The 12,410-nt window shown below is 64.0% G+C and carries 10 protein-coding genes; 6 read left to right on the top strand and 4 right to left on the bottom strand.

The window, feature by feature from the left end; translation table 11 throughout:
- Positions 1-79 precede the first annotated feature (79 nt).
- Positions 80-1,024, bottom strand: coding sequence for a GGDEF domain-containing protein (locus HWE01_RS13235; RefSeq protein WP_241822049.1), 945 nt, complete (start codon positions 1,022-1,024; stop codon positions 80-82).
- A gap of 540 nt (positions 1,025-1,564) precedes the next feature.
- Between HWE01_RS13235 and HWE01_RS13230 the strand changes: the two genes are divergently transcribed.
- The 6 genes from HWE01_RS13230 (at position 1,565) to HWE01_RS13205 (ending at position 8,994) form a co-directional block, all read left to right on the top strand.
- Entirely contained in the window at positions 1,565-5,146 is a 3,582-nt protein-coding gene (locus tag HWE01_RS13230; protein ID WP_502798442.1) for an indolepyruvate ferredoxin oxidoreductase family protein, read from the top strand.
- Between the two features lie 126 nt (positions 5,147-5,272).
- Positions 5,273-6,433, top strand: coding sequence for an acyl-CoA dehydrogenase family protein (locus tag HWE01_RS13225; RefSeq protein WP_008329358.1), 1,161 nt, complete (start codon positions 5,273-5,275; stop codon positions 6,431-6,433).
- Positions 6,434-6,451: 18 nt separating this feature from the next.
- Positions 6,452-7,234 (top strand): enoyl-CoA hydratase, encoded by a 783-nt coding sequence (locus HWE01_RS13220; protein WP_008329356.1) that lies wholly within the window; start codon positions 6,452-6,454, stop codon positions 7,232-7,234.
- Positions 7,235-7,381: 147 nt separating this feature from the next.
- The gene (locus HWE01_RS13215) at positions 7,382-7,960 is read left to right on the top strand and encodes a histidine phosphatase family protein (protein WP_241822047.1); all 579 of its coding nucleotides are present in this window, start codon (positions 7,382-7,384) and stop codon (positions 7,958-7,960) included.
- 109 nt (positions 7,961-8,069) lie between these two features.
- Complete coding sequence (locus HWE01_RS13210) at positions 8,070-8,483, top strand: GNAT family N-acetyltransferase (protein ID WP_008329354.1); 414 nt, start codon at positions 8,070-8,072, stop codon at positions 8,481-8,483.
- A 28-nt stretch (positions 8,484-8,511) separates the two neighbouring features.
- The gene (locus tag HWE01_RS13205) at positions 8,512-8,994 is read left to right on the top strand and encodes a GNAT family N-acetyltransferase (RefSeq protein WP_241822046.1); all 483 of its coding nucleotides are present in this window, start codon (positions 8,512-8,514) and stop codon (positions 8,992-8,994) included.
- A gap of 13 nt (positions 8,995-9,007) precedes the next feature.
- Here HWE01_RS13205 and HWE01_RS13200 read toward each other — a convergent pair whose 3' ends face one another.
- The 3 genes from HWE01_RS13200 to zigA all read right to left on the bottom strand — a co-directional run bounded on the left by HWE01_RS13200 (position 9,008) and on the right by zigA (position 12,200).
- Entirely contained in the window at positions 9,008-9,976 is a 969-nt protein-coding gene (locus HWE01_RS13200; protein ID WP_241822045.1) for a M14 family metallopeptidase, read from the bottom strand.
- Positions 9,977-10,053: 77 nt separating this feature from the next.
- Positions 10,054-10,989, bottom strand: coding sequence for a GTP cyclohydrolase FolE2 (gene folE2 / locus HWE01_RS13195; RefSeq protein ID WP_502798440.1), 936 nt, complete (start codon positions 10,987-10,989; stop codon positions 10,054-10,056).
- Positions 10,986-12,200 (bottom strand): zinc metallochaperone GTPase ZigA, encoded by a 1,215-nt coding sequence (zigA, locus tag HWE01_RS13190; protein ID WP_175343457.1) that lies wholly within the window; start codon positions 12,198-12,200, stop codon positions 10,986-10,988. Before zigA ends, folE2 begins: the two co-directional genes overlap by 4 nt.
- Positions 12,201-12,410: the final 210 nt, after the last annotated feature.

The raw sequence follows: 12,410 nt of genomic DNA, 5'->3' as shown, positions 1-12,410 counted from the left end.
CAAGGTCAGGGAACCTGCGCCTAAGCGCAAGCAGGAAGGCCGATTGTAGCGATGGCCTTCGCTGCGAGACAGGTACAGTTCACTCGTCTACGGCAATACAGTCACGGCCCAACTGTTTGGCGCGGTACAGGCGGCGGTCGGCCTGTTCCAGGAAGGCAATGCGCTGGTCCATCGGCGAAGGCACGATGGTGGTCACGCCCAGACTGATGGTGATGTGCGGGGAGACCTGCGACTTGGCGTGCGGCAGGGCGGCCTCATTGATCAGCGTGCGGCAGCGCTGGGCGACCTGCAGGGCCGCCTTTTCATCGCACTCGGGCAGGATCAGCACGAATTCCTCGCCGCCATAGCGGGCAAAGAAGTCACGGCTGCGGGTGGCGCTCTGGCTGAGCAGTTGCGCGACCTGCTTGAGACAGTCGTCGCCACGGATGTGGCCGTAATGGTCGTTGTACTGCTTGAAGTAATCAATGTCGAGCATGATCAGCGACAGCGGCGCGCGCGTGCTGACCGCATTGGCCCATTCCACTTCCAGCGCCGAATCGAACATGCGGCGGTTGGCCACGTTGGTCAGGCCGTCGCGGTAGGACAGCGCTTCCAGCTCCTTCTGCAATTCGATCAGGCGTGCCTCGGTCTTCTTGCGCTCGGTGATGTCGAACATGAAGCCGATCAGCGAATTGGGGCTGCCATCGGGATTGCGCACGACATGCACCACGTCGCGGATCCAGACGTGCTCGCCATCGCGGGTCAGGGCGCGGTAGTCGGCCTCGTGGTCGGCACCGGCCTTGGATTGCGAGATGCAGAAATTGACCACCGCCTCGCGATCTTCCGCGTGGATGCGCATGGCCCAGTCGTCGGCCGTCTTCCAGCTCTCCGGCGTCCAGCCCAGCAGTTGCTCGATCTGCGGGCCGATGTAGGCGAACTGCATGGTGCTCCAGTCGATTTTCCAGGGAATCGCCTTGGTCGATTCCAGCAGGGTTTTGTAGACGGCGCTGTCGGGTTCCATCTGTTCTTGGGTGGGATTGCTCATGGCTCTCTGTGGCGGCTTCGTTGTGCTGTTGTTGTCGAGGGGAAATGGTGCAGCGATGCGGTGCAAAAAATTTGCCGGCTAGCATAACGCGACTTGCTGTCAGGAAGATGAAAAACCGGTCGAAATCCGCCTCACGCGCCCCAAAGATTGTCATGAGGCAATGCGATGGTGCAGGAAGGCGGTAGCGAAAACGAGTTATCGTTTTTTCTTATACCCCTATCCTCATTCGGTATTTCCGGATTCCGCGGACCTGCGGATAGACTTCAGTCACAGCAGTTTTCGAGACGGAGATTGTTGTGTGGACCGCTACCACGGTCGATGTGTCTGGCAGTGATGTGCCGTACCCGGTGCTGTAATGGCAGACGCTATCTGAAACAAAAATTTTGGAGACAAGCAATGCAATTCCGTTCGGCAGCTGAGCCTGCCGCAGCGGCGACGCCAACCGTAGAAGGCGTTCGCGACTGCGCACAGGCTGTGACCCCAGTGAGCGCTCACTCGCCGGTCCTCGACCAGACACCCGGCACCCCCGCGACAGACGGCTTGCATACCGTCACCGCACACTTGACTGACCGGACAGGCAACCGTACCGGACCAGTTCCAGACACTTCCGGACTGGCCCCTGTCAGTCTGGACGACAAATACACCGCTACCGAAGGCGCCATCTATCTCTCCGGCATTCAGGCGCTGGTGCGCCTGCCGATGCTGCAGCAGATCCGCGACCGCGCGGCGGGCCTCAACACGGCCGGTTTCATTTCCGGCTATCGCGGCTCGCCCCTGGGCGGACTGGACGAGGCCCTCTGGCACGCCCAGCCGCACCTGGCCGCGCACCGCGTGAAATTCCAGCCCGGCGTGAACGAAGACATGGCCGCCACCGCCGTCTGGGGCACGCAGCAGGTCAAGCTGATCGGTCCTTCCGACTATGACGGCGTCTATGCCATGTGGTACGGCAAGGGGCCTGGCGTGGACCGCTGCGGCGATGTATTGAAGCACATGAACCACGCCGGCACCTCCGCCCAGGGCGGCGTGCTGCTGGTGGCCGGGGATGATCACGGGGCCTATTCCTCAACCCTGCCGCACCAGTCGGACCACATCTTCTCTGCCTCGATGATCCCGATGCTCTATCCCTGCAACGTGCAGGAGTATCTCGATCTGGGCCTGCATGGCTGGGCCATGTCGCGTTATTCCGGCTGTGTGGTGGGCTTCAAGGCGCTTGCAGATACGGTCGAATCCAGTGCCTCGGTGGATGCCGATCCCTTCCGCGTCGAGATCCGTCTGCCGACCGATTTCGTCATGCCTGCGGGCGGCCTCAATGCACGGCTTTCCACCGATACCCTGGGCGTGCAGGCGCGCAAGCAGGAAGCGCTGATGCAGGATTACAAGATCTATGCCGCGCTGGCCTATGCCCGCGCCAACAAACTCAACCGCGTGATGATCGATAGCCCGCGCGCGCGGCTGGGCATCATCGCCTCCGGCAAGTCTTATCTCGACGTGCTGGAAGCCTTGTCCGAGCTGGGTATCGACGAAGCCTTCGCCGCCGACATCGGTTTGCGCCTGTTCAAGGTCTCGATGCCCTGGCCGCTGGAGCCCGAGGGCGTGCGCGAGTTCGCGCAGGGCCTCGACGAGATCCTGGTGGTCGAAGAAAAGCGCCAGATGGTCGAATACCAGTTGAAGGAGCAGCTCTACAACTGGCGCGACGACGTGCGTCCGCGCGTGATCGGCAAGTTCGACGAAAAGGGCGAATGGGTGGCCCCGCGTGGCGAGTGGCTGCTGACCTCCAAGGCCGATTTCTCGGTGGCCCAGATCGCGCGCGTGATCGCCGCACGTATCGCGCGCTTCCATACCAGTGACCTGATCAAGGCGCGCCTGGCCTTCCTCGATGCCAAGGATGCGGTGCTGACCAAGGCCGTCAACACGCCGCCGCGCCCGGCCTGGTATTGCTCGGGCTGTCCGCACAATACCTCCACCCGCGTGCCTGAAGGCAGCTTCGCGCTGGCCGGTATCGGCTGCCACGTGATGGCTACCGCCATCTATCCGGAATTCAACAAGCTGACCACCCACATGGGCGGCGAGGGCGCGCCCTGGATCGGACAGGCGCCATTCTCCAAGGTGCCGCACGTGTTCGCCAACCTGGGCGATGGCACCTATTTCCATTCGGGCTATCTCGCCATTCGCGCCGCCGTCGCCGCCAAGGTCAACATGACCTACAAGATCCTGTACAACGATGCCGTGGCCATGACCGGCGGGCAGCCGGTCGATGGCACCGTGTCGGTGCCGATGATCGCGCAGCAGATGGCTGCCGAAGGCGTGCAGCGCATTGCCCTGGTCTCGGAAGACATCAGCCGTTACGCCGACCGCAACGGTCTGCCGGCAACCGTGAGCCTGCATGACCGCAAGGACATGGATGCCGTGCAGCGCGAGCTGCGCGAGATTCCAGGCGTGAGCGTCATCATCTACGACCAGACCTGCGCCGCCGAAAAGCGCCGCCGCCGCAAGAAAGGCGAATTTCCCGATCCCAACGAACGGCTCTTCATCAATGCGGCCGTGTGCGAGGGCTGCGGCGATTGCGGCGTGCAGTCCAACTGCACCTCGATCCTGCCGCTGGAGACCGAACTGGGCCGCAAGCGCGTCATCGACCAGTCTTCCTGCAACAAGGATTATTCCTGCGTGAAGGGCTTCTGTCCCAGTTTTGTCACCGTGACTGGCGGCCAGTTGAAGAAGTCGCGCACCGGCGTCCACAAGAAGGGCGCGCCCGATGATTTCGGTGCGCTGCCCGAACCGGCCATTCCTTCCTGCGAGACGCCCTTCAACATCCTCATCAACGGCATCGGTGGCACCGGGGTCATCACCATCGGCGCACTCATGGGCATGGCCGCGCATCTGGAAGGCAAGGGCGCGTCGGTGCTGGACATGACCGGCATGTCGCAGAAGAACGGTTCGGTCACCTCGCACGTGCGCATCGCTGCCCGGCGCGATGCCATCCGTGCCCAGCGCATCGCCACCGGCGAGGCCGACCTGGTGCTGGGCTGCGACATGCTGACTGCCGGCGCCTTCGATGCCATTTCCAAGATGCGCCCTGGCCGGACGCGGGCGGTGGTCAACCTGCATCAACAGCCGCCCGGACAATTCGCCAAGAACCCGGACTGGCAGTTCCCCGTCGAGGAAGTCAAGGCGCTGATCCTGGAATCGGTCGACCAGCAGGCCGACTTCATCGATGCCACACGCCTGGCCACGGCCTTGATGGGCGACGCCATCGCCACCAATCTCTTCATGTTGGGCTATGCCTGGCAGCGCGGTGAACTGCCCTTGAGCGAAGCCGCGCTGCTGCGTGCGATCGAACTCAATGGCGTAGCTGTCGAGGCCAACCAGACCGCCTTCCGCTGGGGCCGCCGTGCCGCCGTTGACCTGCGCCGCGTGGAGCAGATCGCGCTGCCGGCCCAGCCGGTGGTGGTGCATCTGCCGCAGTCGCCGGACCAACTGATCAAGCGCCGCGTGGCCTTGCTGACCGAGTATCAGGATGCGTCTTACGCCGCCCGGTTCATGGAAGTGGTCGAAGCCGTGCGCGCCGCCGAAGCGCCACTGGGCAGCGACAAGCTGACTCTGGCCGTGGCCCGCAATCTCTCGCGCCTGATGGCGTACAAGGACGAATACGAGGTGGCGCGGCTCTATACCAACGGCCAGTTCCAGAAAGAACTGGCGCAGCAGTTCGAGGGCGACTTCACGCTCAGCTTCAATCTGGCCCCGCCGATCTTCGCGCGCAAGGATGGACAGGGCCAACCGATCAAGGCCCGCTATGGCAGCTGGATGATGAGCGCATTGCGGCTGCTGGCCCGCTGCAAGGGCTTGCGCGGCGGCTTCTTCGATGTCTTTGGACGTACCGAAGAGCGCCGCATGGAGCGCGCGCTGATCGTGCAGTATCGCCAGATGATGCTGGACCTGCTGCCCAAGCTGACCTCCACCAACCTGCCTGTGGCCATCGCCCTGGCACAGTTGCCAGAACAGGTGCGTGGCTTCGGTCACGTCAAGCAGCAGGCCGTGCTCGCGATGCAGGCACGCCAGACCACGTTGCTGGCCGACTTCGCCCAGGCCGCCCAGGTACAGGGCGTGAGGCCGGCTGCGGCCTGAGCGAGCGGCCAATGTCGCGCCGGTGACAACTGCCCGGCGCGAATTCCATTAAGCTAAGGCCCGAGGCGGCATGCCACCCTGCGCACGCCCGCACGGCCTGGATAAAACAATGAACAGGAGACAAGCATGGATTTTGAACTCAACGAGGACCAGCTGGCCTTCCAGCAAAGTGCGCGCGACTTCGCTGCCCGTGCGATGGCACCTTTTGCGGCCAAGTGGGACGAAGAAGCACATTTCCCGCTGGACGTGATCGCCAAGGCGGGCGAGCTGGGCTTCTGCGGTCTCTATACGCCCGAAGAAGTCGGCGGCCTGGGCCTCTCGCGCCTGGATGCCACCATCGTCTTCGAGGAACTGGCGCGCGCCTGTACCTCGACGGCGGCCTATCTCACCATCCACAACATGGTCAGCTGGATGGTAGCGACCTGGGGCCATGCGGAACTGAAGGAGGAGTGGTGCGAGCAGCTGGCAGCCGGCCAGAAGATCGGCTCCTATTGCCTCACCGAGCCCGGTTCCGGGTCGGACGCGGCCTCGCTCAAGACCACGGCACGCCGGGTCGACGACTTTTATCTCATCAACGGTTCCAAGGCCTTCATCTCGGGCGCCGGCAGCACCGACCTGCTGGTGGTGATGGCCCGCACTGGCGGCCCCGGTGCGCGCGGCGTCTCGGCCATCGCAGTGCCGGGTGACACCCCCGGCATCAGCTACGGCAAGAAGGAAAGCAAGATGGGCTGGAACAGCCAGCCCACCCGCACCATCAGCTTTGACAACGTCAAGGTGCCGGTGAGCCACCTGCTGGGCGAGGAAGGCGAGGGTTTCGTCTTCGCCATGAAGGGGCTCGATGGCGGGCGCATCAACATTGCCACCTGCTCGGTCGGTGCAGCCCAGGCGGCGCTGGACGCGGCCCACGCCTACATGAAGGAGCGCAAGCAGTTCGGCCGTCCGATTGCCGACTTCCAGGCGCTGCAATTCAAGCTGGCCGACATGCAGACCGAGCTGGTGGCCGCGCGCCAGATGGTGCGGCTGGCGGCCACCAAGCTCGATGCCGGCTCGCCCGAGGCGACCACCTATTGCGCCATGGCCAAGCGGCTGGCGACCGATCTGGGCTTCCGCGTCTGCAATGAGGCGCTGCAACTGCACGGCGGCTATGGCTATATCCGCGAATATCCGCTGGAACGCTATTTCCGCGACGTTCGGGTGCACCAGATTCTGGAAGGCACCAATGAAATCATGCGCGTGATCATCTCGCGCAACCTGCTCGGCCGCGACACGCTGGACGACATCCGCTGAACCATCCCGAGGAAACGCATGAGCACCTACACCAACCTGAAGCTGGAAAAATGCGGCCACACCGCCGTGCTGACCCTGTCCAATCCGCCCGCCAATACCTGGACCCGCGAGGCCCTGGCCGATCTCACCCGGCTGGTCAAGGACCTCAACGCCGACCGCGAGATCTACACCCTGGTCGTGACCGGTGAGGGCGAGAAGTTCTTTTCCGCCGGCGCCGACCTCAAGCTCTTCGCCGATGGCGACAAGGCCATGGCGCGCGAGATGGCGCGTCGTTTCGGGGAAGCCTTCGAGACCTTGTCGGGCTTCCGGGGCGTCTCGATTGCGGCCATCAATGGCTACGCCATGGGCGGTGGCCTGGAGTGCGCCCTGGCCTGCGACATCCGCATCGCCGAAGAGCAGGCTCAGATGGCCTTGCCGGAAGCCGCCGTGGGCTTGCTGCCCTGCGCGGGCGGCACGCAGAACCTGCCCTGGCTGGTCGGTGAAGGCTGGGCCAAGCGCATGATCCTGTGCGGAGAACGCGTCAATGCCGACACCGCCCTGCGCATCGGCCTGGTGGAAGAGGTGGTGCCCAAGGGCCAGGCGCGCGAACGTGCGCTGGCGCTGGCCTTGCAGGCCGAGAAGCAGAGTCCGTCGTCGGTGGCGGCCAGCAAGCAGTTGATCCAGGGCGCGCGTCACAATCCGCTGGGCACCCTCCTGCAGACCGAGCGCGAACTCTTCGTTGATCTCTTCGATACGCAGGATCAGAAGGAGGGCGTCAATGCCTTCCTCGAAAAGCGCGCACCGAGCTGGAAAAACGCCTGAACAGTTCGGCACATGGCCTGACGTTTTCTGCACCATGACCTGTCTTTGACGCGGTAAATGCAGCGTGGAAGCAGGCGTGGTGCGGACGCCTTGGGCTAGACTGACGGCGTCGATCCTCGTGATCATCCGCTTCCGTCGAGGCTGTCCATGTCATTGCGTCTTGCCGCTTTTTTCCTTTCCCTGCTGGCCTTGTCATCGCTGCCCATAGCAGCAGGCGCATCCGAACTGTCGGACAAGCTGTCCCAACCCGATCAGATCCTGATCATGCGCCATGCGCGCGCACCTGGCATCGGTGACCCGTCCGGGTTCACGCTCAATGACTGCACCACACAACGCAATCTGAACGAAGAGGGCCGCGACCAGGCCCGCAAGATCGGCAACTGGATGCGCCAGCAGGGCATCAGTGGTGCCATCGTGGCCAGCAGCCCGTGGTGTCGCACCAGGGAGACCGCCAGCTTGCTGGGCTTTGGCCCACCTGAGATGCAGGAGGCGCTGGCGTCCTTTTTCAACGATGCCGCCCGGGGCGAGACGGCCAACCAGCGACTGCAGCAGTACCTGCGCACGGTCTTGCCGGGCAAGGGCAGCCGGGCGCTGATCCTGGTGACCCATGACGTCAACATCGCCCGCTGGACCGGGGAAAGCGTGGCCTCGGGCGAGATGGTGCTGGTGCGGGTCGATGCCGATGGCAAGCCGCTATCGCACAAGGTCTACGCCCGTCCGGACTGATCCGCTGGTCTTCGCAAAGCTCATCTGACGCCGCAGCGCTGCATGCTCTGCGGCGTTTTATGTTTTTGTGTTAACGTGACTGGCTTCGTCGTCACGTCCGCCTGCGCCCATGCCCATCGTCTACCGTACCGACCTTCGCCTGACCGCCGATCAATTCATCGACATTCTTTCCCGCACCTCGCTGGGCCCGCGCCGTCCGTTGGAGGACCGCGACTGCATGCAGGCCATGGTGACCCATGCCAGCCTGATGGCCACCGCCTGGGATGGTGATCTGCTGGTCGGTGTGGCGCGCTGCGTGACCGATTTCGTCTATGCCTGCTACATGTCGGAACTGGCCGTGGATGAGCAATACCAGCGCCAGGGCATCGGCAAGGAACTCATCCGTGCCGCCCGCAGCCGCCTCGGGCCGCGCTGCCGCCTGCGCCTGCTGGCCGCCCCCGATGCGAGCGACTACTACGGTCATATCGGCTTCGCCCACAGCCCCCGCTGCTGGGAGCTGACGCCGGGAAGTGAACTTAAATAACGCTATAAATCATTTATAAAGATTAACCATGATCGAGATTCAAGCCTATCGTCCGGAACACGCACAGGGCGTGGTAGATGTCATCCTGCCGATTCAGCAGGAAGAGTTCGGCATTCCCATCACCCTGGAGGGGCAGCCCGACCTGAAGGATATTGCCGGTTTTTACCAGAAGGGCCATGGCAATTTCTGGGTCGCGCTCGATGGCGGCAAGGTGGTGGGCACCATCTCCCTGCTCGATATCGGCAACGCCCAGGTGGCACTGCGCAAGATGTTCGTGGCGGCCAGCCATCGCGGCAAGGAGCATGGTACGGCCGCGCGCCTGCTGGACGGAGCCATCGCCTGGGCGCGCGCGCAGGGCGTGCGTCAGATTTTCCTGGGCACCACCGACAAGTTCCTGGCGGCGCATCGCTTCTACGAGAAAAACGGTTTCCGGCTCATCGAGAAGAGCACGCTGCCGCCTGCCTTCCCGGTGATGGTGGTCGATTCCCGCTTCTACGCACTGGACTGCTGAAGCGCTTGCGACTTCACAGCCGGCGCTGGCTGTCGACCCCGAAGTAGAACCATTCATTGCCCGGCAGGGCGCGCGGGTTGGGGAAGACGATGTAGCCGTCGCCCGGCGCCAGCACCGCCTGGCCGCTGTGCCGGTGGCCGATCAACTGGCCCTGGTGTACGCGGTCAAAGCTGGACCATTCCCGGGTGAAGCGGTCCTCGGCATGTTCCATGTCGATCACGTCCACCAGGCGGATCAGCTGGATGTCGGCCAGCGGCGGTTGCAGGGGCACATCGATCATGCCGTGCAGGGCCAGTGTCTGGAGGACGGCGTGATAGGCGACTTGCGGCGCTTGCGGATCATCGTGCTGACCACATTCCAGGGTCACGCCGTATAAACCCTTGCTGCGCGCGTATTCGGTGGTGCCCACGCCATACTGGCGGTCCAGCAGGTCGGGAGAAACCGCATGGCCTTGCTGGCGGCGGCGCTCCACCCCGCGCACATAGGCCCCCATCCATCCTTCCACCACGCGCTGGCAGCCCAGGTGCGCCACCATGCGCGCTTCGGCGGCCCCATGCGCAAAGGGTTCGACCTCGCCGCCATTGTCTTCCGGGCCGAGCATCGCAAAGGGCATGCCGCCGGTATGGAAGGAATGCAGGTCGAGCAGGATCTCGTGTTCATCGATCCACGGACAGAGCACGTTGCAGAGCTGGTCCTCGAAGTTGGCGGGGGCCGGGTGCGGGCGCAGGTTACGGTTCAGGTTACGGTCGCCCTGGCGTTGCTGCTTTTGGTAGGCCAGCGGATTGGTCACCGGCACCAGCGTCAGCAGGCCGCGCTGCAGGCGCAGTTGCCCGCTGTCGAGTTCGTGCTGCAGGCGGGCGATGGCCTGGGTACCGCAGGTTTCATTGCCGTGCACGGCACCGAGGACCAGCATGCGCGGGCCGGGGGCGAAGGCCGCATATTGCAGCCTGCGCAGGGAAGAGGGAAGGGAATCGGACGTCATCGGGTGGCACACAGAGGAAGCGGAAAGGGCAACGATACCCCGGTTCGGGCGGCGCTGCCAGTCGCAGCGGCCCGGCATCAGCGCAGCGGCTCCTGCCAGCCAGGCGTGGCAGCGGTCGCCACGGCATCGTGCGCATGCAGGCTCTCAAAGTGCGACACGCGTACCGAGCACGCGGCAAAGCGCGCTTCCAGCGCCTGTTGCAGGCGGCGTGCCGCATCTTCCACGTACATCAGATTGGCGCCGTTGGCCAGCGCAAAGGCCTGTTCATCAGCGCGTCGCACTGCGGTCTGCACGGCCGTGCCCAGTGCTGCTTCGGCGGTATCGATCAATGCCACCAGCGGGAACTGCGCGGCATCGCCGCCGACCGCAATGCTCAGCTCGGCCTGACTGCGCTGGCTGTGTGGCGTGGCCACACTCGCATGGCGCGCGAGCCAGCCCAGCGCGACCTCGCGACCGATGACCTCCTGCTGCGCGAAGTCAGCGGCAAAGGCATCCTGCAAGGCCTGTCGCGATAGCGCTGCCGAGCAGGGGCAAGTGGAAGAATAGGCGACGCTCACCTTCAGACGGATATCGAGCGTGTCATCGCGCAATTGCGCTGACAGGCTGACCGGATAGCTCTTCCAGCCCGTCAGATCCGGCGTGACCAGCGCGGCCCGCTGCTGCAGCAAGGCGAAGTCCAGTCGCAGCAACGCGGCACGTGACTGGCAATCGGTGTGGCTCTCCCGCATCTGCCGCAGCAGCGCACGCACGGCGGCGGGCGTCAGACCTGATCGTTGCGCGAAGGCATCCAGCAGCAGGTACAGTCGCGACATGTGGATGCCCTTGGCCTGCGGATCGGGCAGGTCCACCGCGACCTCGGCGCTGGCGGGCAAGCGTGTGCCGTCTTCCAGCCGCAACGGCAGGGCGATGCCGCTCATGCCCACCCAATGCAGGGGCAGGGCGATGCTGGCGGGTTCATCACGGGCGACGTCGGGCAGGGGACTACGTTGATGGAGCAGGGCCACGCCGATCACTCCCAGGCGGGGAAGGGATCGCTCATGCGCGCCCAGCCCATCGGCCCTTGCGCCATCTCGGCATCGGTGAGCAGGCAGGCTTCGAGCTTGGTGGTCAATGCCGCCTGATCCATGTCCATGCCGATCAAGACCAACTCCTGGCGCGCATCGCCGACATTGTCATCCCACTGTTCCAGGATGAAATCGATGGATTCCTGATCCTGCGGCCACTTCTCGCGCGGTACGGCGGCCCACCATTTGCCGGCCAGTCCGTGACGGCAGACGGCACCGGCCTGCGACCACGAACCCGCATGGGCCGGGCGTGTGGCGAGCCAGAAGAATCCCTTGGAGCGCACCACGCCGGGCCATTCGCTATTGATCAGATCGAAGAAGCGCTGCGCATTCATGGGCCGGCGTGCGCGCCAGGCGAAGCTGGTGATGCCGTACTGCTCGCTCTCCGGGATGTGCTCGCCGCGCAGTTCCTGTAGCCATCCCGGGGCCTGGCTGGCTTGTTCGAAATCGAACAGGCCGGTGTTCAACACCTGGTCCAGCGCGACCTTGCCGAACTGCGCGGTGACGATGCGCGCACGCGGATTGAGCTTGTGCAAGATGGCGTGCAGCCGCTCCAGGTCCAGCGGCGAGACCAGGTCCAGCTTGTTGAGCACGATCACGTCGCAGAATTCGATCTGCTCGATGAGCAGGTCGACCACGGTGCGGCTGTCTTCCTCGCCCATTGATTCACCACGCTCCTGCAGGCTGTCCTGGGAGCTGTAGTCCTTGAGGAAATTGAAGGCATCGACCACCGTGACCATGGTGTCCAGCCGCGCCACATCGGACAGGCTGGCACCCTCGTCATCGGTGAACGTGAAGGTCTCGGCCACCGGCAAGGGTTCGGAGATGCCGGTCGACTCGATCACCAGCTGATCGAAACGGCGTTCGCGCGCCAGCTTGCGCACTTCCATCAAGAGATCTTCGCGCAGGGTGCAGCAGATGCAGCCATTGCTCATCTCCACCAGCTTTTCTTCCGTACGCGAGAGATCGGCGCCGCCATCGCGCACCAGGGCCGCATCGATGTTGACTTCCGACATGTCATTGACGATCACCGCCACGCGGCGGCCTTCACGGTTGTGCAGGATGTGGTTGAGCAGAGTGGTCTTGCCGGCACCGAGGAAGCCGGAGAGTACCGTCACGGGAAGCCGGCGGTCGCCGGGCTGGCGTTGGGGGGAGGTCATGGGAGTGTGGAATCAGGGCAAGGGTGGACGGGGAAAATCGCCGTCTGCGAATGGGCTAAAACGGCATGAATGCAACTGAGTTGCGAATATCTCACAAATGCAACAATGTTGCAAATAGGGGCGGCATGCTGCATTGCGTAGTCGTCTCCCCGGCAGGGGATGGCGGCGTGCCGGCTGCCGGTAGGAAAACCGCGCTTGTGCTAGCATTGC

It is taken from the genome of Herbaspirillum sp. C7C8 (genome assembly GCF_022627875.1).
Classification (GTDB): Bacteria; Pseudomonadota; Gammaproteobacteria; order Burkholderiales; family Burkholderiaceae_D; genus Herbaspirillum.
This window is presented reverse-complemented; position numbering and strand designations above follow the sequence as displayed.

Excerpts from the sequence above, each read along its gene's own strand:
- HWE01_RS13235 (WP_241822049.1), bottom strand. The coding sequence starts at position 1,024 with ATGAGCAATCCCACCCAAGAACAGATGGAACCCGACAGCGCCGTCTAC.
- HWE01_RS13225 (WP_008329358.1), top strand. The coding sequence starts at position 5,273 with ATGGATTTTGAACTCAACGAGGACCAGCTGGCCTTCCAGCAAAGTGCG.
- HWE01_RS13220 (WP_008329356.1), top strand. The coding sequence starts at position 6,452 with ATGAGCACCTACACCAACCTGAAGCTGGAAAAATGCGGCCACACCGCC.
- HWE01_RS13215 (WP_241822047.1), top strand. The coding sequence starts at position 7,382 with ATGTCATTGCGTCTTGCCGCTTTTTTCCTTTCCCTGCTGGCCTTGTCA.
- HWE01_RS13210 (WP_008329354.1), top strand. The coding sequence starts at position 8,070 with ATGCCCATCGTCTACCGTACCGACCTTCGCCTGACCGCCGATCAATTC.
- HWE01_RS13205 (WP_241822046.1), top strand. The coding sequence starts at position 8,512 with ATGATCGAGATTCAAGCCTATCGTCCGGAACACGCACAGGGCGTGGTA.
- HWE01_RS13200 (WP_241822045.1), bottom strand. The coding sequence starts at position 9,976 with ATGACGTCCGATTCCCTTCCCTCTTCCCTGCGCAGGCTGCAATATGCG.
- zigA (WP_175343457.1), bottom strand. The coding sequence starts at position 12,200 with ATGACCTCCCCCCAACGCCAGCCCGGCGACCGCCGGCTTCCCGTGACG.